Annotated in this window: 22 protein-coding genes; 8 read left to right on the top strand and 14 right to left on the bottom strand. The window is 39.6% G+C overall.

Features of this window, described 5'->3' with window-relative positions; translation table 11 throughout:
• Nucleotides 1-42: 42 nt before the first annotated feature.
• Entirely contained in the window at nt 43-1,122 is a 1,080-nt protein-coding gene (locus tag ACIROD_RS01525) for a nitric oxide synthase oxygenase (protein ID WP_402937334.1), read from the bottom strand.
• A 262-nt stretch (nt 1,123-1,384) separates the two neighbouring features.
• Between ACIROD_RS01525 and catR the strand changes: the two genes are divergently transcribed.
• Both catR and ACIROD_RS01535 read left to right on the top strand, forming a co-directional pair.
• Nucleotides 1,385-1,708, top strand: coding sequence for a catDE operon transcriptional regulator CatR (gene catR, locus ACIROD_RS01530; protein ID WP_101225109.1), 324 nt, complete (start codon nt 1,385-1,387; stop codon nt 1,706-1,708).
• Between the two features lie 140 nt (nt 1,709-1,848).
• On the top strand, nt 1,849-2,766 hold the full coding sequence (locus ACIROD_RS01535; protein ID WP_101225324.1) for an NAD(P)/FAD-dependent oxidoreductase: 918 nt from the start codon (nt 1,849-1,851) through the stop codon (nt 2,764-2,766).
• 92 nt (nt 2,767-2,858) lie between these two features.
• On the opposite strand, the gene ACIROD_RS01540 is transcribed toward ACIROD_RS01535, so the two are convergent.
• Nucleotides 2,859-3,005, bottom strand: coding sequence for a lmo0937 family membrane protein (locus tag ACIROD_RS01540; protein WP_157831131.1), 147 nt, complete (start codon nt 3,003-3,005; stop codon nt 2,859-2,861).
• A gap of 238 nt (nt 3,006-3,243) precedes the next feature.
• Between ACIROD_RS01540 and ACIROD_RS01545 the strand changes: the two genes are divergently transcribed.
• Together ACIROD_RS01545 and ACIROD_RS01550 are read left to right on the top strand one after the other, a co-directional pair.
• Nucleotides 3,244-3,564: a YckD family protein gene (locus ACIROD_RS01545; RefSeq protein WP_101225110.1), complete on the top strand. Its 321-nt coding sequence runs from the start codon at nt 3,244-3,246 to the stop codon at nt 3,562-3,564.
• Between the two features lie 170 nt (nt 3,565-3,734).
• Complete coding sequence (locus ACIROD_RS01550) at nt 3,735-5,708, top strand: S9 family peptidase (RefSeq protein WP_402937337.1); 1,974 nt, start codon at nt 3,735-3,737, stop codon at nt 5,706-5,708.
• A gap of 42 nt (nt 5,709-5,750) precedes the next feature.
• Here ACIROD_RS01550 and ACIROD_RS01555 read toward each other — a convergent pair whose 3' ends face one another.
• The 7 genes from ACIROD_RS01555 to ACIROD_RS01585 form a co-directional block, all read right to left on the bottom strand.
• Nucleotides 5,751-6,182 carry a CBS domain-containing protein gene (locus ACIROD_RS01555; RefSeq protein ID WP_402937339.1) on the bottom strand — a complete coding sequence of 144 codons (432 nt, stop codon included), beginning with the start codon at nt 6,180-6,182 and terminating at the stop codon, nt 5,751-5,753.
• A gap of 80 nt (nt 6,183-6,262) precedes the next feature.
• Nucleotides 6,263-7,099: an MBL fold metallo-hydrolase gene (locus ACIROD_RS01560; RefSeq protein ID WP_402937341.1), complete on the bottom strand. Its 837-nt coding sequence runs from the start codon at nt 7,097-7,099 to the stop codon at nt 6,263-6,265.
• A 601-nt stretch (nt 7,100-7,700) separates the two neighbouring features.
• Nucleotides 7,701-8,681 (bottom strand): ABC transporter permease, encoded by a 981-nt coding sequence (locus ACIROD_RS01565; protein ID WP_402937343.1) that lies wholly within the window; start codon nt 8,679-8,681, stop codon nt 7,701-7,703.
• Nucleotides 8,674-9,588, bottom strand: coding sequence for an ABC transporter ATP-binding protein (locus tag ACIROD_RS01570; protein WP_230175807.1), 915 nt, complete (start codon nt 9,586-9,588; stop codon nt 8,674-8,676). The genes ACIROD_RS01565 and ACIROD_RS01570 overlap by 8 nt, the downstream gene beginning before the upstream one ends.
• Nucleotides 9,585-10,376, bottom strand: a complete 792-nt coding sequence (locus ACIROD_RS01575; protein WP_402937345.1) for an SGNH/GDSL hydrolase family protein — start codon at nt 10,374-10,376, stop codon at nt 9,585-9,587. The genes ACIROD_RS01570 and ACIROD_RS01575 overlap by 4 nt, the downstream gene beginning before the upstream one ends.
• Before the next feature lie 378 nt (nt 10,377-10,754).
• Nucleotides 10,755-11,951 carry an MFS transporter gene (locus ACIROD_RS01580; protein WP_402937347.1) on the bottom strand — a complete coding sequence of 399 codons (1,197 nt, stop codon included), beginning with the start codon at nt 11,949-11,951 and terminating at the stop codon, nt 10,755-10,757.
• A 68-nt stretch (nt 11,952-12,019) separates the two neighbouring features.
• Nucleotides 12,020-14,152: a PAS domain S-box protein gene (locus ACIROD_RS01585; RefSeq protein WP_402937349.1), complete on the bottom strand. Its 2,133-nt coding sequence runs from the start codon at nt 14,150-14,152 to the stop codon at nt 12,020-12,022.
• A 416-nt stretch (nt 14,153-14,568) separates the two neighbouring features.
• Between ACIROD_RS01585 and ACIROD_RS01590 the strand changes: the two genes are divergently transcribed.
• The gene (locus ACIROD_RS01590; RefSeq protein ID WP_397315077.1) at nt 14,569-15,441 is read left to right on the top strand and encodes a YitT family protein; all 873 of its coding nucleotides are present in this window, start codon (nt 14,569-14,571) and stop codon (nt 15,439-15,441) included.
• Nucleotides 15,442-15,526: 85 nt separating this feature from the next.
• On the opposite strand, the gene ACIROD_RS01595 is transcribed toward ACIROD_RS01590, so the two are convergent.
• The 4 genes from ACIROD_RS01595 to ACIROD_RS01610 form a co-directional block, all read right to left on the bottom strand.
• Entirely contained in the window at nt 15,527-15,721 is a 195-nt protein-coding gene (locus ACIROD_RS01595) for a cold-shock protein (RefSeq protein WP_034307294.1), read from the bottom strand.
• Nucleotides 15,722-16,564: 843 nt separating this feature from the next.
• Complete coding sequence (locus ACIROD_RS01600; protein WP_061463486.1) at nt 16,565-16,771, bottom strand: cold-inducible protein YdjO-related protein; 207 nt, start codon at nt 16,769-16,771, stop codon at nt 16,565-16,567.
• Nucleotides 16,772-16,897: 126 nt separating this feature from the next.
• A complete protein-coding gene (gene recQ, locus ACIROD_RS01605; RefSeq protein WP_402940061.1) occupies nt 16,898-19,024 on the bottom strand; it encodes a DNA helicase RecQ in 2,127 nt (708 codons plus the stop codon).
• 156 nt (nt 19,025-19,180) lie between these two features.
• Nucleotides 19,181-20,014, bottom strand: a complete 834-nt coding sequence (locus tag ACIROD_RS01610) for a LysM peptidoglycan-binding domain-containing protein (protein WP_402937351.1) — start codon at nt 20,012-20,014, stop codon at nt 19,181-19,183.
• Nucleotides 20,015-20,271: 257 nt separating this feature from the next.
• On the opposite strand from ACIROD_RS01610, the gene ACIROD_RS01615 reads away from it, so the two are divergent.
• The 3 genes from ACIROD_RS01615 to cotJC are packed head-to-tail and all read left to right on the top strand — an operon-like array spanning nt 20,272 to nt 21,354.
• Entirely contained in the window at nt 20,272-20,505 is a 234-nt protein-coding gene (locus tag ACIROD_RS01615) for a spore coat associated protein CotJA (protein WP_063234475.1), read from the top strand.
• The gene (locus ACIROD_RS01620; protein ID WP_063234474.1) at nt 20,506-20,772 is read left to right on the top strand and encodes a spore coat protein CotJB; all 267 of its coding nucleotides are present in this window, start codon (nt 20,506-20,508) and stop codon (nt 20,770-20,772) included.
• Nucleotides 20,773-20,784: 12 nt separating this feature from the next.
• Nucleotides 20,785-21,354: a spore coat protein CotJC gene (gene cotJC, locus ACIROD_RS01625; protein WP_101225121.1), complete on the top strand. Its 570-nt coding sequence runs from the start codon at nt 20,785-20,787 to the stop codon at nt 21,352-21,354.
• A 45-nt stretch (nt 21,355-21,399) separates the two neighbouring features.
• Here cotJC and ACIROD_RS01630 read toward each other — a convergent pair whose 3' ends face one another.
• A complete protein-coding gene (locus ACIROD_RS01630; RefSeq protein ID WP_402937353.1) occupies nt 21,400-22,272 on the bottom strand; it encodes a CvfB family protein in 873 nt (290 codons plus the stop codon).
• Nucleotides 22,273-22,298: the final 26 nt, after the last annotated feature.

The raw sequence follows: 22,298 nt of genomic DNA on the forward strand, positions 1-22,298 counted from the left end.
TGGCTTGCTATATATATACCCAACGCCAATAAATGTAAACCTTTATTTATATGGAGGAATTTGATAAAAGAAATTAGGTTTCATTATTTCATTATTATATGGCTGATGAAAAACGTGGGTTGTGGCTGGAGAAACAGGCGGAATTAACCAGGTCCAGTCCCCCGTAACTTTCCGGTTACAAGTGGTTTCTTTTTCTTCGAATTTCTTGAATTGTTTAGCTGCTGTATGGTGATCAACAATGCTGACTCCGTGTTTTTTATACGAATAAAGGACTGCTTCATTCAGTTCGATAAGGGCTCGATCTTTCCATAAACTTGAATCACGTTTAATATCCAAGCCCATCCTCTCCCCGATTACCGGTAGCATATTGTAGCGTTCTTCATCAGCAAGGTTCCTGGCACCGATTTCCGTTCCCATGTACCACCCATTAAATGGTGCAGCTGAATACGTAATACCGCCAATTTCCAGCCTCATTCCAGATATGATTGGAACTGCATACCATTTGATTTGAAGATCTTTGAACCATGTCAGTTTAGGGTGGGTGATTTGAACTTCTTTAACGAGGCTTTCAGGTATGACATGTAAACTAGGGGTTTTTCTGTCCAATTGGACTACAAGGGGTAAAATATCGAAACGTCCGAATTTCCCTTCCCATCCCATTGCCATACATTGCTTGGTGAATGCTATTGAACTTGAATCGCCGATTACGCCATGCTCCGTCTCATATCCTGCATATCGAATAAGCTGATGATTCCAAATATCCACTTTTCGATCATGATCTTTTTGTTTGAAAATTGTAATCACGGGTCTGATGCTCCCATTATTCGTTGCATATTCGATATGCTCAAAGAGTGCCGATACAATTTCTTCTTCGCTTTGAATCATCCTTTTATCAATCACCCTCAGCGACTCCCAAAAAAAGCGCCCTATGCAACGATTGCTATTACGCCAAGCTAATTTAGCACCATAAACCAATTCTTCATATGTATGTTCATATCTGCCTGTTTCATCTATTTCCTTTTTGATTTGTTCAATCCTGCCATCCATGTCCTCTTCCGTTTTCGATATTTCCGGATAACTTGTCCTGATAAAGGATACGGCCTCTTGCAGTAAATCACTCATCTTTCCCACGAACCCTTCCATTTGTAAAACTTTGACTTCAATATTAAAATAACATATTTTTCTCGGTATCCCTAAAGAACACATTTTTTAAAAGCGCATTTTTTTAAAATGTGGCAATTATGAGGCGAATTTCTTTTCATGATACTTAAAGTAAGCTCATAATTTTCTTATACTTTAACATCTCTAGTAACTAAATAATTATCGGTAAAGTTGTTACATATGAGGTAAATGCATTATAATATATTAATAATGAGGTGATAAGATGAATAATACGACACTTTGTCCACGATTTGAAAAAGGAATGCAAATCTTGAGTAAACGCTGGACTGGATTGATTGTCAATCAATTACTTAATGGCCCTCAACGGTTTTGTAATATTGAATCTGCATTCCCGATAAGCGGCAGGATTCTTTCCGAACGTTTAAAGGACTTGGAAATTGAAGGTATTGTTAAAAGGGATGTATATCCAGAGACACCGGTCAGGATTGAATATTCTTTAACTGAAAAAGGCAAGGCTCTTGCACCGGTAATGAACGAAATTCAAAATTGGGCACAAGAATGGCTCGAACCAATACAGGAACAATGATACAGGCATTAACTGAAAAGGAGGAAGGTCCGCCAGCTGGCGGACTTCCTCCTTTTTTGTTTAGGCGCCAGCGACTAGTGGTATATTTTTTACAGATAGAATAACACTAGGTTTATTCCAAATTTATGGGCGGTGAATTCATGAAACAAGCAGATTGCATTATTATTGGTGGAGGTATAGCCGGTATTCAGGCAGCTATACAGCTCGGAAGATATAAACATAATATTATCGTCATTGATTCTTCTCAAGGCCGCTCCTCCATTGCCAAGGCTTACCATAACATTCTTGGATGGCCGGATGGGGTAAGCGGTAAACAATTAAGGACGCTTGGCAGACAGCACGCTGAAAAATTCGGTGTCGAATTCTTGGATGATACAGTGACAGCTCTAGAAAAAAAACAGGACAAGTTTTTTATCCAAACAAAGAATGACAGGCAATATCAAGCAAAAATGATTTTTCTCGGTACCGGCATTACCGATAACATTCCTCCAATCAAAAACATCTATCCAACTCTTGGGACATCCACATATATATGCCCTGACTGTGATGGGTATGAGATCATGGATAAGCAAACCGTTGTTCTTGGAGGCGGAAATACTGGTGCGGGCATGGCCCTTACACTTTTATATTGGTCAAAGGATATCATTTACGTAAATCATTTGAAATCAAAAATTGATGATGATTATAAGGAAAAATTGAAGGAAAATCAGATTCCCGTAATCGAAGAAGAAGTTTGTGAGGTTCATGTCGACGACAAACAGCAGCTAACGGGCATAGAATTGGTCTCCGGTAAAATAATCGAGGCTGAAAAAGCATTCACGGCGTTTAAAGGGAACAAACTAAATAATGACCTAGCCCTACAATTAGGTGTGCAAGTCAATGAAAACAAACATGTCTTGATTCATCCCCGGACTAAAGAAACGAATATTAAAGGAGTCTGGGCAGGCGGTGACCTCGTTGCCCATTCAGAACAAGTCACCATTTCAATGGGGGATGGCACCCAAGCAGCGATATGGATTCATAAGAGGCTGTTAGGCCAGCCACTTCCTTACGATTGACAGCATAACGGAAAATTAAAAGGCGGCCTGCTCACCAGGCCGCCTTTCAAATTGTTGTTTTAAACTTTTCCACGTTAGCCTTTGATACATATCTACACTCGATTCCTTCCCTTAAAAACTTTAACCAAAATGAGAATGACCGCGATGATAAGCAAGATATGTATAAAGCCTGCAGCCACTTTAAAAACCAGACCAAGAACCCATAATAATATTATTACACCAATAATCGTCCAGATCATAATCCCCCCCTTTCTTCGAAGTTACATCAAAATTTTGTGCTTACATTTAAATTACCCATATCTTTCTTTAACAAACCCTTACCTATTTTTTTACATAAAACTCTAAATGCTGTAAATGATAATAAAAGAATAAGGAATCTTCCATAAAGAAAAACATTTACAAGGAAGAGACTTTCAGGTTTTAAATGCTCTTCAATTCTTCATAAGGCAAAAAAACAAAAGAAGGAGTCGTTCATTCATGAAAAAGTTTTTAGTCATCTGTTTAACAGCCTGTTCCCTATTCTTAGTCAACCTGAATCACCCAGCTGCAGAGGAAAATAAAGCAAAAACGGAACGTGTACAATTCACTGATGCTCAAAAATCTGAAATCGCCAAGATCCAAAAGCAGATACTCGCTGACAAAAAGATATTGATCCAAAAATATGTTGAGTATGGCGCGCTATCAAAAGAAGAAGCCGATAAAATGGTTTCACATTTTGAACAACATTATAAAATGATGGAAGAACATAATTTCCAAATACCGCCGCACCGCCCACATACACGACACATGCATAAGTAATTGTAAGTTTTTCGCCTATATATCCTGATGATCCGACCTGACGAAAAGGCCGGATTTTTTTCATTTCTTTCGTCCTTGATAAATAAACCTTACGCGTTTACCATTTACTAAAGGATTTATATTTCTCTTTAGCGAAATACATAACTATGAGAAATGAAAGGGTGAAAAGGATGAACAAAATAGGTATAACAGCAAGAGACTTATTTCACTTGAAATCAGTGACCGATCCAAAGCTATCACCGGATGGCAGTATGGCGGTTTATGTCCAAACCAGAATCGATGAAAAAACGGAAAAATACATTTCCAATCTGTTTATGTTCAGCCTGATTACGAATGAAACAAAGCAATGGACGTTTGGGGATAATCGTGATACATCACCAGCCTGGTCCCCAGACGGAAAGCATATCGCCTTTATTTCAGACAGATCAGGGAAAAAACAAGTCCACATTATTGGGAGCATTGGTGGGGAAGCTCGCCAGTTGACCCATTTCGTTAACGGCGCATCAAAACCTATTTGGTCTCCTTGTTCCACCAAGTTACTGCTTTCTACCGGGTTAAAGGAAGACGAAAACCTTAATACGGATAAGGAAAATGATTTGACCAAAAAAGTTAATAGGTATGACCGGATTAAGTATAAATCGGATGGAAGAGGCTATTTTGATCAGTTATATCAGCAGCTGGTTATAGTGGACATTTTTAAGGGAGAATCCACACTGCTAACGGAAAACAATGTGGATCATCAACCGAATGCATGGTCCCCAGACGGACAGCATATTGCATTCATAAGCGGGGATGCAGAAAGAAGTGATGATGAACTTTTTTCCGATATTTTCATCATGGACCTTGAAACGAAATCTTTAGAGAAGATAACGGATAGTACAGGTTTCTTTAGAGATCCGAAATGGTCTCCAAATGGCGAGCATCTATCTTTCATTGGCCATAATAAAGAATTTGCCGGTGCCACCTTTTCAAATATCTGGTTATATTCCATTTTCGATCAAACGACTCAATGTTTGACCGATGGATGGGACGTCCAAATAGGCGATTCCGCAATTGGGGATTTCCAAATCGGAGCCGTCGACCCAGGTATATTGTGGACAAACGATAGCCAAGGTTTTTACTTTTTAATAAGTGATTATGGAAATACCGGGGTATATTATGGTTCGATTGAAGGAGCCATGTATCCATCAATCCTTGACCCGCAGCATATATACGGCCTGACTATAGATCCCGAAAGCCACCGTGCCGTCGTGGCCATCAGCACACCTGTTCATCCCGGCGATCTCTTTGCCTATAACCTTACCAATGGTGATAAGGAACAAATCAGTTTTGTTAATGAGGATTTTTTGAAGGATAAACATTTGTCCACGGCTGAACCAATAACATTCCAATCCGTTGATGGACTTACCATCCACGGCTGGATCATGAGACCGACCGATTTTGATGGAAATCAAAAATATCCGCTCATTTTAGAAATCCACGGCGGACCGCATATGATGTATGCCAATACCTATGTTCATGAATTCCAGACCTTGGCTAATGAAGGGTATACTGTATTGTTCACTAACCCGCGCGGGAGTATAGGATATGGCCAAGACTTTGTAAATGCCTGCCGGGGAGATTATGGAGGCATGGATTATAAAGACTTAATGGCAGGAGTTGATCACGTTTTAGCTACGTATGATTTTATAGACCATGAAAATTTAGGGGTATCCGGAGGAAGTTATGGAGGGTTCATGACAAATTGGATCATCGGACATACCAACCGCTTCAAGGCCGCTGTGACTCAGCGTTGCATAAGTAACTGGCTAAGTTTTTATGGCGTCAGTGACATTGGCTATTATTTTACAGAGTGGGAAGTTGGCGGCGATATCGTTAACTCTGCTGAAAAATTATGGCAGCACTCGCCATTAAAATATGTCTCCAATGTGAATACCCCTTTACTTTTACTTCACGGTGATAAGGACTTCCGCTGTCCCATTGAACAGAGCGAGCAATTCTTTGTCGCCTTAAAACGTCAAAATAAAGAAGCGGTACTTGTTTCTTTCCCAGATGAAACTCATGAAGTATCCCGAAGCGGATCTCCAAAAATGCGCTTGCAACATGTTGAGGAAATCAAAGGATGGTTCAATAAATATCTTTAATAATAAAAACTCTGTTAGCAAAAGCTAACAGAGTTTTTGTTTTTAGTGTTGAATTTGGTCTCTGTCTTCGGAAATTGAACTTAAAGCATTTCCAGCCATTGAATTTGACTGTTGGTGTACAGCAAGATCACCTAATGCCACGACTCCGACCAGCTTGTCATTCTCAATGATAGGGAGCCTTCTGATTTGTTCGGTAGCCATTAAATCCTCAGCTTCCTCCACGGACATATCAGGCGTGCCTGTTACAAGATTGGTGGTAATGACATCGGTAATTCTAGTCGAATTCGGCTTTTTCTCGGCAACACAGCGAATGACAATATCCCTGTCTGTTATAACACCAATTAAATGGTTATTCTCCAAAACAGGAATGACACCAACATCATCATTCTTCATTTTGACTGCTGCTTCATATATATTATCTTCCGCAGTGCAACAGTCCACGTCTGTTGTCATGATATCTCTTAAATTAGTCACGGAAATCCCTCCATTTTTCATAAGTTGCTTGTTTATTTTTGACTTCTGAAGAGAAATTATTCATGGAACTCGTTCACGCTTCATTCCACATATTTCCCGTGATCCGGTTTAGCTAATGAATCGAATTCCTTTGCAAGCTTCGCTAAACCCATTTCCAGTTCTTTCCCTTCTACAGGATAACCATGTCCCGTTATGGCAACAGTCGGCTTCAGACTTTCCAATAACCTTACCGATTCCTTGGCAGCCTCCCAATCGGTTGTCAAATACCGCGGCGGGCCTGCTATTTCTTTCTCCTGAGTGATAACCTTGTATAGGGAATCTTGCCTGACATTCACAAAAGCATCTCCTGCAATCAAACTTCGGTCACTTTCACGGAAAAGTGATATATGTCCTTTCGAATGGCCAGGGGTGTGAACCCATTTCCAATCGTGAAGCCCGGGAACACTATGATCATCAGGCAATGGCTGAACTTTTTCATCAAGGTTGATTCCCTCATTCGGAAATACCCATGAAATTTTAGCGACCATTCCCCCTTCAACAGTAGGATCAGGTTCGGGGTAATTTTCCTGTCCCGTTAAATAAGGCATTTCTTTAATGTGGGCATAGACAGGAGCATTCCAATACTCCATTAACTCAATCAATGCACCAACATGATCGAAATGTCCATGTGTCAAAATAATCGCGGCAGGTGGATTTTGCGGTCCGTATATTTCTTCAGCAGTTTTCTTTATTACCTCTGCTGAACGCGGCATCCCTGCATCTATCAATACCCATTCATCATCTTTGGATGACCCTATAAAAATTACATTAACTATTTGGACGGACAGACAATATATTTCATCATTTATAATCTGTACATCTCCACTGGAAACTGAAGTCATTGGCATGAATTTTTTATTCAAATGATTATCATCCATTTATAATCCTCCTAATTTGAACATACTGTTTTTTAAAGGATACCCTGTACGAGAAAATAAAAAACAACCTATAATTTATATAGGCTGTTACAGACAGTAAGAAAGATTCGAAAGCGAGTTTGCCTACAGTTCTTTAAAAAAGTTACAGATGACTTTTTTCGACAGTCAAGGCACCTTTTTTCGACCGATCATGCAGTTTTTCGGCCTTCACCGCACTTTTTTCAACCGTTCACTCAGTTATTCGACCTTCACCGCACTTTATTCGACCGTCCACGTAAGTTATTCAACCTTCACCGCACTTTATTCGACCGTCCACGCAGTTATTCAACCTTCCCTGCACTTTATTCGACCTTCCCTGCACTTTATTCGACCGTCCACGAATTTTTTCGACCTCACTTCATTATTCGGACTCTGGAGCCGTTATTTTGCGGTCCCCGCTTTAAATCCGCTCCCTTTCCGCCGACTGTGTTCCAAGCATCTATAGGGGGTCTCGGCTAGCCAGTTAAACCGAGTCTTCTTTTATAATCATGTTCGGGGTGCGAAACTCCCGAACCATCTATGTCAACAAACTGAAACAACCTATAATTTGTTAGGCTGTTTCTCAGTATACATCCCGCCGGGTAAATACTGTAAAAGATACGATTAAAGCAAGCGCCCACCAAACGAGCAGAGTAATGACGGAGGATAATAAAGTCATCCCTTCAATCGGTGGAGCCGTACCGCTGATGTAAGCGGTCAATTTCAAATTCACCATAAAAAAGTATTTCGCTGATTCCCATGATGAAACCATATTGTTCAATATAGCCCCGGAAATTAATGCAGCCAGCATGATGCCCATGCCTGCAGGGGTGCTTCTCACTAAAACCGAAAGCATGAAAGAAAGGGTTCCTACAACAACCGCCACCAGCCAGACAAGTCCCAAATCCATCAATAGGAATTTCCATTGTTCCACTAACCTTACTTGACTGACATCCACGTCAGCCCCATTCAATTCGAATCCGGTTATTACAGGAGCCCCCCATCCTTGATATCCGAAAACGATACCTGATAAAAGGTAAGATAATAAGGCTGTCATCGCGACGATAATCGAAACTGATAATAATAATGTTACATATTTGCTCAATAAGATTTTCCAGCGCTCCACTGGCCTGGTCAACAAAAGCTTGATTGTCCCTTGACTGCTTTCGGAGGAAACCATATCACTAGCCACAATCATGATCAACAGCGGAATGAACAAATCGATTGCATTTTCCAAAAACATGCGTGTAAAGGTGGCTGCGCCTGGTTCTGAGGGATTGATATCATGATCTAGATAATATTGCTGCTGCTTCAGACTAACTTGCAGCTGTTCACGCCACTCATCGAGCATCCTATTCGAGCCCAAACGATTTTGAGTATCAATGATTTGCTGCTGAAGAGCTGAACGCCAATCATCAGTTCCCAACTTCTTCCGCTGCTCTTCCACTTGTTTGTATTGGGCATATGTAAACATCAGCACTAAAATTCCCACGATGATACCGATTATGATTAATCGTTTCTTTGCCAACAACTTCATCATTTCATTTTGAATCAAGTTATTCAATGCCTGCACCTCCGACACCGGTAACTTGCAAAAACAATTCTTCCAATCCCGGGAGCTTTCGATTCATTTCATGCACCCTCACCCCTGCTTGGTTAAGTGCAGCATTCCATTCGGGTGTTCTGAGTTCATCATAGGCTGTAATGATATATTTTTGATCTATGGTAATTTCGGTGAAGCTGCTAAGAATTTCCGCTCCCTTTTGTATAGGTTCCACCCGCCAAAATATCCGCTCCTGCGTGGATAATAAGCTTTCCACCGTATCCGTTTTAATAATTTCCCCCCCTTTAATAATTGCAACCCGGTCACAAAGTTGCTGTATTTCACCTAATAAGTGTGAAGAAACCAGAACGCTCATACCTTCTTCTTCAGCCAACTTTCTGATGAATTGCCGCATTTCACGGATTCCGGCAGGATCTAGACCGTTGGTCGGTTCATCCAAAATCAAGAGCTTAGGGCTGTTCAGCATTGCCTGCGCGATTCCTAAGCGCTGCCTCATACCTAACGAATAAGTCTTCACTTTATCGTGAATTCTCGCTTGCAGACCGACGAGTTCAACAACCTCGATCATTCTTGTTTCATCAACTTCAGGTAACATTCTTGCAAAGTGGAGCAAATTATCCCATCCGCTCAAAAAAGGATACAACTCTGGATTTTCAACGATGCAGCCCATTTGCTTCATAGCCTTCGTAAATTCCTGACGGACATCATATCCGCATATATGGATGGAACCTGAGGATGGCTTAATCAAACCGACCAACATGCGGATCGTCGTCGTCTTGCCTGCTCCGTTCGGTCCTAAAAAGCCGAAAACCTCACCTTCATTCAGCTCAAAATCTATTCCTTTAATAATTTCCCTTTTGCCAATCCTTTTTCTCAAGTCCCTGACAGACAATGTCACCTGTTTCATCGTTTCACATCCTCCCATTTTATTAAAGGAGCAACTCTATCAGCAATTAAACGGTACCCCTTCTTATTAGGGTGAAATTTATCCGAATACAAATACTCATTTACCGACAATTGAAATAAATCAAATGTTGGAACGAAAATTGCATTTTTATAAAGAGCCACAACTTCTGCCGTTTCATTATTCCAGTCACGAACAATGCGGTTCGTATCAAAGTCTTCATCCAAATCTATAAACGGATTATATAGCCCAAGCAATAAAATGGTAGCTGTATCATTGGCTTTATTGATATCTTTAAAAATTTCATCTAAATTTCCCAAGAAATTCTTTTGTGATAAAGATATAGCTTCACGATCATATTCAAGCAGGGTCTGGCCTTTTTGAAATAAATCGTTACCCCCGATTGTAACTAAAATAACATCAGCTGCCTGGATTTGGCGCTTCACTTCCGGTTGTTTCACTTGCTGCACCAATTCTTTAGACACTTGTCCATTAATTCCGAGGTTATGAATGATTGGTTTTCTATTGTACTCGCTCTTCAAATCTTCAACAACAAGTCCAACGTAGCCTTTCCCTGTTTCATCACCTGTGCCGCGTGTCAATGAATCGCCTAATGCCACTACCGTAAAATCATCAGGAAGATCATTTTTAATGGGGGTTTCTTCCATTACTTCTCTATCGGAAGTTCCTTTTCCGTAATGGTCAGTAATCGCCCATCCAAGGCAAAATAAAAAAAACAGGCCGATAAGAGCTGATACGATGGTAGCAGCCAACACTTTTGGTTTGCTCAAAACACTCATCCTTCCATTCATTCTCTACCTTCCATTAAATCATATTATTTCCAAAAACAAAAAACTGATTGTTATGGGTAAAAATTCCAATTAATAAAAGCCTTTCCTTTTTAAAAAAGGCTGAAAGGGGTTACAAAAGGGATTCTATCTAAATTTTATAAGAAAGGTGATTGGAGCGAGTGCCCTAGGTTCCTATCAACGGTTAAAAATCCTTAAAAAACTTTTAATCAAGTTTGCATACAGTCTGAGGGATTGGATGAATCCCATTCGCGTTTTCTGCTTGATCATTTAGCAGGCATTCTCTCAAACTTGTTGAGAGACAAGTAAAAAAGACCTCTTCACCATGAAAGGTTAAGAGGTCCCTCGGTATATTTTCCATCATTTTTCTATTTTACCTATGGGTTTTCCCAATACTTTTAATTTTATATCTAACCTCATGAGCCATATTGTAAGCAGCATCCCGATCAGCGTGAGTAAACCATAAAATAAATAGACAGCATATATTCCAGATTTCTCCAATATTATCCCGCCGCTGAAGGTACTGAACCAGTTACCCAATCCATTGCCAATGGCGGAATAAAGCGTTATTGCTGTTACTGTTATTCGTGCAGGGACAACTTCCCTGATATATTGTAAAGCTGCAGGAATGAATAAGCCAAGTGAAAACCCTTGAATGATCGAAGTCACATATACGGTAGCCAAACTTGGTTCGGTGAAGTACAAAACCCAGCGGACCAATGAGGCCGTTCCAGCCAGTAAGGTAATTGGCAGCAGGCCTATTTTATGAATCCAGGTACCTGCGATTCTCATAAAGGGGATTTCCGATAATACAGCTAAAAGGAAAGCAATGCCAATTCCTGTATATGTCCCTCCCCTTGCCTCTACAAACAAACCATAGTATACATTATTTGCGAGATTAGGACCAAATAGCAGGAACGTTATGGCAAGAAAGATAAGAAACCGTTTCATGGTGATCAATTCTTTCATTCCACCGAAAAGCTTCACCTTTTCACCAGGTGTCTCTTCAGGCAAACGAAGAGCTAGACTAGCCGCAATCAAAAGACCGAAGAAAAAGGCATAAAATATCACTGAAGGACCCATGAAGGATTCAGATAGCCTTCCCATTACAAAAACGGCCACACCGTAACCAAGTGAACCGAATAAACGGATTTTCCCATAATTCGATTTGATTTTTGTTGTATATTGAAGGGTGATGCTATCTGAAACCGGTATTATCGCACTTTGAAAGATAGCCAAAGCGATTGCGACGGATACGATTAGTAAATAGTGCTCGAACAGTAGGTAGCCTAAACCGAATACACCAGCAAGCAACGATGTAATTGCCAGTATTTTTGCTGGTCTCCCGCTCCAATCACAGACAATTCCCCAAAAAGGTTGAAAAACGATCATCACTATCGGTCCAACAGACATGATCGTACCTATTTCAATACCGGACAAGCCAGCCTCATTGGCCAAATAAACGCTTAATAACGGTGTTAAACTTCCCACTGCAAAAAAAGAAAATAAGTAAAATACCTTCAAGCTAATAATATTGACATGCTTTTGTTTATCCAAATCCAGTTCCCCCACGCAGACAGCTTCTTAAAGTTGTTGATTTCAATCATTGCTTCCTATTATTGATATTAAATAGGGAGCACGATATTAAAGACTGTACCTTTATTGACCTCACTCTCGACAAAGACATTTCCCAAATGGCTTTCTATGATTTTAAAGCTGATCATGAGACCTAACCCATTACCAGTTTTTTTCGTTGTGAAGAATGGTTCTCCCAGTCTCTTAAGCTGCTCTGGCGGCATCCCAATTCCTGTGTCGGTAATGGATATATGCACTTTATCCTCTTTAAGTTCAGTCATGACTTTTATGAACCCACCGTCAGGCATAGCCTCCATACCATTTTTAATGAAGTTCAAAATGACTTGTTTTAATCGATTCTCATCACAACGAACGAGGATCTCTTCTTCATTGAAATCCGAAATTAGCGTGATGTTCTTCTTCCTGGCTTCAAAATCCGTCAAAGATACGACGTTTTGAATGACCGGCACAAGATTCTTCGATTCTAATATCAAGGCCTGTGGTTTGGCCAATTGCAAGAACTCTTCAACTATCTCATTCACACGATTGATTTCGTCCATGATTATTTCCAGATATTCCAGTTTATTTTCGTCCGTTTCATCTAATTGCAAAAATTCCGTATACCCTTTCATGGAGGTCAGCGGATTTCGTATTTCATGTGCCACTCCAGCAGCAAGCTGACCGACAGCGGCTAATTTATCCTGCCGATGGAGCATCTCTTCCGATTGTTTACGCTCAGTTATATCATATCTAAGTGCCAGAAACTGAAATGGCTTTCCTTCTTCGCTGAAAAATGGAACAATTGTTGTATCGACCCAATAAAAACTGCCGTCTTTCGCCTTGTTTCTAATTTCACCATGCCAAACTTTCCGTTCATGGACGGTTTTCCACATATGTTCAAAGAATTCCTTTGAATGGTATCCAGAATTAACTATCTTATGTGTATGGCCTAGCAGTTCATCTCTTCCATAACCGGAAACCTCGGAGAACTTATCATTCACTTCGATAATGACTCCTTTATCATCGGTAATCGCCACAATCAAGGATTGGTTGATTGCATATTGCATATCCTCCAGTTCCTTGATTGACCCCTTTAGTGCATTTTCTGCTTTTTTACGACTGGAAATATCTGAACGGATCGAAATATATTGATATGGCTTACCTTTTTTCATAAAGGGAACGATAGTTGTATCCACCCAATAAACATTACCGTCTTTAGCCCGGTTGCATATTTCACCATGCCATGTTTTCCCTTGGCTGATCGTTAGCCATAGGTCAGCGAAAAATTCTTTTGTATGATAACCAGAATTGATGATGGAATGATTTTTCCCTACTAGTTCATGTTTTTCATATTGTGATATTTCCAGGAATTTTTCGTTAACATATGTAATGATTCCTTTTGCATCCGTGATGGCGACTATCGCCGATTGATCTAAAGCAGAACGGATATCGCTCACAGTATTGTCGCTTTTTGCCAACCGCCTGCCAACTATCGTACTTGAAGCGATCAAGCTGGCAAGGATGAATAATGAAACGAAGCATGTAAGATAAAGCATAAATGGGGTGAGTGGAACAAATTCACCCGTTTCATTTTTCGTGTTCATCGGTAACACTCTTAAAAAAAGATAATAGCCTTCAATGATTGCCCCGCTCATCAAGAGAGTACTGATTGGCTTTAGCGAGGATTGACTTAATTTATTAAAATAAAATAATATTGCAAGTGCTGCTACAAATAAACTAAAGATACTTAAAAGCGTACTGAAGACCGACAATGGGCTAAAGTGCAAAGAATGGTTTAAAGAAGATGTTCCCATTATATAATTGGATAAAATGGCCATCGTAAACATGAAGCCGCAAAAAACGATTTGCAACACTTGTGTCTTATACGATATGGCCAATAACCCAACTCCTGCGAGAGCTATCGCCAATGCTAACGAAAAAATTATTGTAGCAATGTTGTATGCTGCCATTCCTGAATTATCAAGGGTGAATATGACCACAAAATTAAGCGTCCAAATAGCCACTCCCATAGAGCAGCTGCTCCCAATATACACCAGGCGTTTATATTTCTCTATCGTCAGTAATGTTGTCAGTAAATCCAACGCCGTATAGCACGCCATTATTATCAAAAGTACTGCAATCATAAAGAGGACAGGATTTGATGCCACAATTGATTGTTCCATTTTTTTACTTGACCACCTCAAACGTTCTATTCTCCTATATTGTAATGGAAATCCATAGTACCTCAAAGGTTTTTTATTTCCTTACTCCTATATATTTACACACTGACTATTTCGGCGCTCCTTATATCTCAAGAAAATGCTGGATTCCATCATAAAATCATAAAAATTAGAAATACTATTGTTTTGTAAGGAGTAGAATAGGATTACATGGTATTGACAAGCATTTTCAACCCTGCTTCATCATTGCAGGACATTATCAATAACAAAAATAATTATTCGAGAATATATTAATCAAGAATGTTAATTTCTTTATTTAATTATACCTATAGGTTTATAATTAAATAGAACCTATATAGAGAGAAGGAGTGGGGGGCATGATTATGTCAGACCTGGCAGGTGCAAGTACAACAGAAATTATGCATAAGAAGACCCAGCATAAAAAATTAACACTGAGACAAGTTTTACAAAGAGGTCTACTAATTACAATTGGTGCAGTTTTAATGGCTGTCGGCCTCGAGATTTTTTTAGTGCCGAATAACGTAATCGACGGGGGCATAACGGGTATATCGATTATGTTATCTTACATTACTGGATGGAAGCTCGGAATCTTTCTATTCATTTTGAATCTTCCTTTCTTTTTTATCGGTTATAAACAAATCGGCAAAACCTTCGCATTATCTACCCTTTATGGAATTTTAGTCCTTTCCATTACCACTACATTGCTTCATCATGTACCAGCTTTCACTCAAGATATCCTCCTAGCGTCCGCTTTCGGCGGAATGATTCTTGGCATTGGTGTTGGAATGGTCATTCGATATGGCGGCTCATTGGATGGTACAGAAATACTTGCCATACTCGCTAGCAAGAAGCTCCCTTTTTCCGTTGGGGAGATCGTCATGTTTTTTAATTTATTCATCCTTGGCAGTGCGGGCTTCGTATTCTCGTGGGATCGTGCCATGTATTCGATCATTGCTTACTTCGTGGCATATAAAACGATGGATATCGTCATCGCAGGTTTGGACGAATCCAAATTTGTTTGGATTATCAGTGATGAATTTAATGATATCGGTGATGCCATAATGAATCGCCTTGGACGGGGCGTAACCTTTTTAGCTGGTGAAGGTGCATATTCTGGTGATGATAAAAAAGTCATCTTTTGTGTAATAAACAGGCTTGAGGAAGCTAAACTTAAAGAGATAGTCAAAAGTTTCGATCCATCTGCATTTCTTGCCGTTGGGGATATCGCGGAAGTTCGAGGCGGTCGATTCAAGAAAAAAGATATCCACTAATCATTCACCTGCTTTTTGCTTGATCCAATTGGCAAAAAGATAAAAAAAGCTGAAGGGAGAATCCCCTTCAGCTTTTTTTATGACCTTAATAGTTTCTTGGATTGTTGATTGCTTGAAGCATTCTGGTGCCGGGTTTCATCTCGCTGCTACATAACGGACAAACGTGTTCATCATTACTTGTAAAGTTATCGCGAATCCAACCTTTGCAATCTTCTGATGTACATTCCCACACCTTTGTTTCTTCAGGAATGATTTCTTCCGTATTATTTCTTCTATACATATATCTCACTCCTTAGAATTGAATTGACTCCGTCCTGCTTAACAGATCACAAGCCATAAAGATAAAAGAAGAATAGATGGCGTTTAATCTAAATTGTGAGTAAATACCCATTCGCAAATCTAAGTATGATCATTGTTCTTTCAACCAAACTTTTTGAATGGTAAGAACTTGAGATTACGACATGAATTTTTCATATCTCATATCCATTATAACATATATATGCTTTATATATTTGAGGAAAGATTCTAAAAAAGAAAGTAGTCCCCAAAATGAAACACAGTCCCTGACTTACCCTTCAAGATAATCGAGACTGCGCTGTTTAAGAATCCATTTCATATGGTTCTTCCTGCTCGTTCGATGGAACATCGAGCATGAGAGTAATTTTTAATGCCAAAACCTAAAACAATGAAAGCCCTGCCTCTCTCCCATCCATACGGTTCCTAGACCGTGCCTGCGAGAATCAGATAAAAGCTTGTAAGTACATGTTTATTAATTAAAACCGTCCGTAATTCCAATTGGGTAGATTAAATTCCAAAAGACAAATGGTACATAGAAGTAAGTTAATGAAGAACAGAAATGGATCGAGGAAAATACTTGGTGATTACATGTATTTCTTTTTTCTAGATATGTTTAACTTGATTCTACTTCATCATGAAAATGATGAAAAATTATTTTATTAATAAAAATGTTACTTTAAATTACCCTCCAGTGCTTCCTTTTCATAACACTGAAATTTAATGATACCACACATATTTTTATATGTAAAGCATTAATCCAGAATAAAACCACTCCGCCCTACTTCATTTTTAAAATAAAAAATAAAGAGGCTAAGATTCACCTCTTTTATTTAAACGCATTATATTCATTTTCAATTTTAGGAAGTTCCCTGACTTCCTCAACTAATTGACTTCCACACATTGGGCAATCATAGTTTTCCGAGGCAAAATCTTTTCTCATCCAACCATTACAATCTGCTGATCCGCACGCATATACTATCGTATCTTCCATAACGATTTCTGGTTCCTCTGAATTCTTTTTACCAAAATACATGAGCAACCTCCTCTTTTTTATATAAAGAATCTGATTAAAGGCGCGAAATTTCACCTTTTTATCATTCCTAGTATACGCATTAAACCATATTCTTATTTATTCAATGAAAAAATTATCCAAAAAACCTTAACACATTTCGTTTTCCAGTCCTGCTTTAACCAAGATTGCCTTAATCATAAAGTAGGAAATATGCTCAGGCAGCGCTTCTTTTAATGGTTTCAATTTGTCAGAATCCAATTGTTTCGCAGTTTCCAAAACAAGATTAAAATCTTTCTCCAAGAAAATCTCATCCCAATTGATATCCAAGTGTTCTTCTGCACACTTTAATAAATGATTTTCAATTGAAATGGCAGACAATCCTCTCAATGTCCCTATTTCCTTGATTGATTTACCTTCCTGATATAAGCGATAGCTTTCTAAGTGAGATGGTTTAGTTGCTCTTTTTACCGTTTCCTTTGTAACCATAGTATTCGTTTCTAATTCAGGATGTGCCTGTACATACTGGGAAATCACTTGTAAAAACGCAGCTCCGAAGCGTTCGAATTTCTGCACCCCCACCCCTTTCACTTCTAGGAATTCCTCTTCCGTCTTCGGCAGTTTGACGGCCATATCTTTCAGGGATGCATCGGAAAAAATAATGAATGGAGGTACATTTTCCGTACTTGCCAATTCTTTTCTTAACTGCCTCAACTCTTCAAACAGCCCATGATCAGCACTGATGCTGCTTACTTTTTTTATTTCTTTACGCAGTACTTTTTTCTGTCCCAAAAGCACTTCCCTGCCAGCATTGGTAACTTTAAGAACCGGAAACTGTCCGCCCGTCATTTCGATATACTGTTTTGCTGTCAGGAAATCAATGAAATCACCAACATCCTTCGCTGATTGATCATTGATGATTCCATAGGTTGAGAGCTTCTGGAATCCGAACTCTTCAATTTTCTTATTGCGTGATCCCGTAAGAACTTGGGAAATCATCGTTTTACCGAATCGCTCACCCATTCTCAACATGCATGAAAGGACCATCTGTGCCTGTATAGTTACTTCAACAGAGTCACGTTTATCTGTACAATTTTCGCAATGACCGCAATCTTCCGGGTTTTCTTCTCCAAAGTATCGCAGAATGAAGGCTTGCAAACACCCTTCGGTAAAACAATAATCCTTCATTCTGTTCAATTTCTTCAATTCCTGGGCTTGCCACTCCTGCGAGGGATTTGATTGATCAATCAAGAAACGCTGTATCTGCATATCTTGAGGGGAATATAAAAGGATACATTCACTATCCAAACCATCCCTCCCTGCACGGCCCGCTTCCTGGTAATAACTCTCCATGTTCTTTGGAGTCTGGTAATGGATGACGTATCTAACATTCGATTTATCGATCCCCATACCAAAGGCAGATGTCGCTACCATCAAGGGTATGTCATCACGAATGAATTGATCTTGCTGTTCCGAACGGTCTTTTTCATTCATTCCAGCATGGTATCGACCTGTTTTGAATCCCGCTTTGATAAGCTTCGCATACAAGGAATCGACTTCTTTCCTAGTGGCTGCATAGATGATACCCGATTCATTTTTGTTTTTCTCTAAATAGCGCATTAAAAACCGGCCGCGATTTTCTTCTTTCACTACGGAAAAGAACAGGTTATCTCTGGAAAATCCAGTTGATATTGTATGCTCCTCTGTTATTCCGAGCGACTGACATATATCTTCCGTCACATGCGGCGTGGCTGTTGCGGTTAATGCCAGTACTGTCGGAGCTGATGGCATGTTTTTCAATAAGGTTTTGATTTTTAAATAGCTTGGTCTGAAGTCATGACCCCATTGAGATATACAGTGGGCCTCATCGATGGCTACCAATGAAATATCCACATTAAATAAATCCTGTTGGAATGCAGGATTTTCCAATCGTTCCGGCGCCAAATAAACCAACTTATATCTTCCGTGTTTAATATCGTTCATTCTATTGGATGATTCCAACCCAGAAATGGAGCTATTAAGAAACGTGGCATCAATCCCAGTTTGTTCGAGGGCATCTACTTGATCCTTCATCAAGGAAATTAGTGGGGATATAACGAGTGTTACACCTGGTAACAGAAGGGCTGGAATTTGGTAACATATTGATTTACCTCCGCCGGTAGGCATGATTCCCGCCGTGTTTATTCCTCCCAATACCTGTTCGATAATCTGTTCCTGACCTTTTCGGAATGACTCATAACCAAAGTACTCTTGTAAATATTCACGTGCTTTTTCCATCAATTCACTATTCCTCCTATTTACCTTCTAAGGATTTATAAGGATCTACTTCTTCCATTGTACCTGCTTTTCCCGACAACCTAAAGGACAAAAAAAGCAGACACATTATGCCTGTGTCTGCTTTTTAAATATATAAACATGTTTTGCATGGTTAAATTAATTCAGGATTTGCACTTTAACGTTTTTAACGCCCCAATTCACTGCATCCTGTTGGTTTGGAACAAATATGTCCACTCTATTCCCTTTGATGGCACTGCCTGTATCGGCTGCCGTTGCATAGCCATAACCTTCAACATAAACCTTTGATCCTAGTGGAATGACTGAAGGGTCCACGGCAATTACCTTTGCATCAGGATTAGCTTTCAAGTCCACTCCTGTGGCTGTTGTTCCGCTGCAGCCTTGACAATCAGCCGTATAGGCTGTTGCACTAACAGTAATCTCTTTTCCAGCTTCTGCTTGATCTTGGGATTCATTGTTTGTGTCTGCTGGTTCCGATTGTTCAACTGGTTCCGATTGTTCAACCGGCTTCGTTTGTTCTGCTGGCTTGGATTGTTCTGCTGGTGCAGCTTGCTCTGATTGTGGAGCTTGCTCTGATTTCTGTGCAGGCTCTACACTTGCAGCTTCGACTTTGTTAGCTGCTGGTTTAATGACCAGCTCTTGATCAGGATGGATTGTATCTGAATTTAAACCGTTCCAAGATTTAATATCATTTACTGCTACATCATATTTGTGTGCAATTCCCGATAATGTGTCCCCTGACTTTACTTTATAATGCTTTTCTTGAGAAATATGTATGGTTTCTCCGGCATAAATAGCGTCAGAAGACAAATCGTTCCAAGACTTAATATCTTCTATTGATACTTTATATGTTTGAGATATCCCCCATAATGTGTCTCCATCTTTCACTTTGACATCCTCTGCTTGTACCGGAATTGTAAATGCACCGGATATTGCAGCGGCTGCCGCTAACGATAAGATTGATTTTTTCATATGTTGTTACCTCCTTGTGAGCTGCTTTATAAGCTACGAGTTAAATCTTAACATAGTTTTTTTCTATACAAAGAACAAACAGATAAAGAATAGATGACAAACATCACAGTAAGATAACGGGACCATAACAAGATTTTATAATATTCTGAAAAAACATCATTTTCCAGATAATTTCCTTTCCAGACCAGGGAAGTCATATTATGCATTACCCAGGCATAAAAATTTAAAGGCTATATCTTTACAAAGGAGGTATTTTTTTGACTCGCGAAAAGACTTTTACCTTAGTTAAATCATATAAACCTTTCCATAGTAAATTCGATCCGTGCCCGCCTATTGGGAGAAAGTACTACAGGACACCTCCTAATTTGTATATTAATTTCCAACCGCCGAATTTGGAGCAGTTCACACCGGAAGAAGCTTTGAAATACGGTACACTTTGGAAATTCTTTTATGATTTTTATGATAATCCATATCGGGAAAGGGAGACATAAATGAATAAGAAACTGGATGATGAATATTATCAGTTGCTTGAACAAATACAGGCTGCGGATTTCGTACTTGTCGAGTTGACTCTTTATTTGGATACACATCCTAATGATCAGCAAGCATTACAGCAATTCAATCAATTTCATGAATACTCCAAACAATTGAAATCGGTTTTTGAGCCTAAATATGGTCCATTATTGGGTTTTGGAAACAGTCCAGGCGGTGAAAATAAATGGGAATGGGGCCAAGGCCCTTGGCCATGGCAGGTATAAGGAGAGATATCTATGTGGGTTTATGAAAAGAAGCTGCAATATCCAGTTAAAGTAAGAGACTGTAATCCTCAATTGGCAAAATATTTAATAGAACAATACGGGGGTGCTGATGGCGAGTTGGCTGCAGCACTCCGATACTTAAATCAACGATATACAATTCCTGATAAAGTGATTGGCCTGCTTACGGATATCGGAACGGAAGAATTTGCCCATCTCGAAATGATCGCCACGATGATTTATAAGCTTACAAAAGACGCCACCCCTCAGCAGATGGCTGCAGCTGGCCTAGGTGACCATTATGCCAATCATGATAGTGCCCTTTTTTATCATGACGCAGCAGGAAATCCATTTACTGCCACATATATCCAAGCCAAAGGCGACCCCATTGCAGATTTATATGAAGACATCGCCGCTGAAGAGAAGGCCAGAGCAACCTACCAATGGTTGATCGATATCTCGGATGATCCTGATATCAATGATTCACTCAGGTTTTTGCGTGAGAGGGAAATTATCCATTCGATGAGGTTCAGAGAAGCTGTGGAGATTTTAAAAGAAGAAAAAGGTAAAAAGAAGTTTTTTTAATGAAATTCACATAAAAAAAGCAGCGGAGAAAATCCGCTGCCTTTTTCATTTACGATCTGAAGAATATGTCCAACCATCTTCCTGATAAATCTTTTCTTCTTTCATCAGTTTACCGAGAGCACGCTTGAACGCTCCCTTGCTTAAACCGAAGTGAAACTTGATATCATCAGGTGGCGTTTTGTCACCATAAGGCATTGCACCGCCGCGATTCATTAAATATTTGAAAATGACATCGGCATCTTCCCCCATTAAATCTTGTTTAAAGGGGATTAAAGAAACGTTAAGCGTTCCATCTTCTTTACTATCAATGACGCGCCCTTCAACTAATTCACCAAGACGGGGCTCTTCATTGCGTTCACTTTCGTGAATGAAACAGCGGTACCCTTCTTGTGAAATAAAGAAAGACCCAACCATAAGCAAACGATAGACATTTCCCTTAATACTGGTGTTTCGTACTCCTTTTAAAGGAGCTGGCACTGCAATCTCCTGAATTACATCTTCCGTTGCAAGTTTACCAAACAGGCGGTCATTACGATCTGTCTTCAGGGATACATATAGACGATCACCAACCTCGGGCCATAATCGATCTATATTCGGAAGGTCGTCCAGTGATACAAGAATATCTTTGGAAAGACCGATGTCAACAAAAACACCCAGTTTCCTTTTCACATTGACAACTTCCGCCCAGCCATACTGATCAATCTGGATTTCGGGTATCTTCATTGTCGCTGTTAGCCTTGCTTGTTTGTCATGGTAGATGAACACAGTTACTTCATCGCCAATCTCAAGTTCCGTTCCTTCATTCATTTCATTATGATGAAGTAAGACATCTTCTGAACCATCTGTTAAAAACCATCCGAAATCAGCCTTACGTTCCACTTCTAACTCTACAGCCATACCGGCCTGAATTTTTTGCATGTATAAAAATCCTCCTGTAACTTACC

This window comes from Peribacillus sp. NPDC101481 (assembly GCF_044767165.1).
Classification (GTDB): domain Bacteria; phylum Bacillota; class Bacilli; order Bacillales; family DSM-1321; genus Peribacillus.

Bases quoted from the DNA above. Each gene is read 5' to 3' on its own strand.
- ACIROD_RS01525 (WP_402937334.1), bottom strand. From the start codon at position 1,122: ATGAGTGATTTACTGCAAGAGGCCGTATCCTTTATCAGGACAAGTTAT.
- catR (WP_101225109.1), top strand. From the start codon at position 1,385: ATGAATAATACGACACTTTGTCCACGATTTGAAAAAGGAATGCAAATC.
- ACIROD_RS01535 (WP_101225324.1), top strand. From the start codon at position 1,849: ATGAAACAAGCAGATTGCATTATTATTGGTGGAGGTATAGCCGGTATT.
- ACIROD_RS01540 (WP_157831131.1), bottom strand. From the start codon at position 3,005: ATGATCTGGACGATTATTGGTGTAATAATATTATTATGGGTTCTTGGT.
- ACIROD_RS01545 (WP_101225110.1), top strand. From the start codon at position 3,244: ATGAAAAAGTTTTTAGTCATCTGTTTAACAGCCTGTTCCCTATTCTTA.
- ACIROD_RS01550 (WP_402937337.1), top strand. From the start codon at position 3,735: ATGAACAAAATAGGTATAACAGCAAGAGACTTATTTCACTTGAAATCA.
- ACIROD_RS01560 (WP_402937341.1), bottom strand. From the start codon at position 7,099: ATGGATGATAATCATTTGAATAAAAAATTCATGCCAATGACTTCAGTT.
- ACIROD_RS01570 (WP_230175807.1), bottom strand. From the start codon at position 9,588: ATGAAACAGGTGACATTGTCTGTCAGGGACTTGAGAAAAAGGATTGGC.
- ACIROD_RS01585 (WP_402937349.1), bottom strand. From the start codon at position 14,152: ATGGAACAATCAATTGTGGCATCAAATCCTGTCCTCTTTATGATTGCA.
- ACIROD_RS01590 (WP_397315077.1), top strand. From the start codon at position 14,569: ATGCATAAGAAGACCCAGCATAAAAAATTAACACTGAGACAAGTTTTA.
- ACIROD_RS01595 (WP_034307294.1), bottom strand. From the start codon at position 15,721: ATGTATAGAAGAAATAATACGGAAGAAATCATTCCTGAAGAAACAAAG.
- ACIROD_RS01600 (WP_061463486.1), bottom strand. From the start codon at position 16,771: ATGTATTTTGGTAAAAAGAATTCAGAGGAACCAGAAATCGTTATGGAA.
- recQ (WP_402940061.1), bottom strand. From the start codon at position 19,024: ATGGAAAAAGCACGTGAATATTTACAAGAGTACTTTGGTTATGAGTCA.
- ACIROD_RS01610 (WP_402937351.1), bottom strand. From the start codon at position 20,014: ATGAAAAAATCAATCTTATCGTTAGCGGCAGCCGCTGCAATATCCGGT.
- ACIROD_RS01620 (WP_063234474.1), top strand. From the start codon at position 20,506: ATGAATAAGAAACTGGATGATGAATATTATCAGTTGCTTGAACAAATA.
- cotJC (WP_101225121.1), top strand. From the start codon at position 20,785: ATGTGGGTTTATGAAAAGAAGCTGCAATATCCAGTTAAAGTAAGAGAC.
- ACIROD_RS01630 (WP_402937353.1), bottom strand. From the start codon at position 22,272: ATGCAAAAAATTCAGGCCGGTATGGCTGTAGAGTTAGAAGTGGAACGT.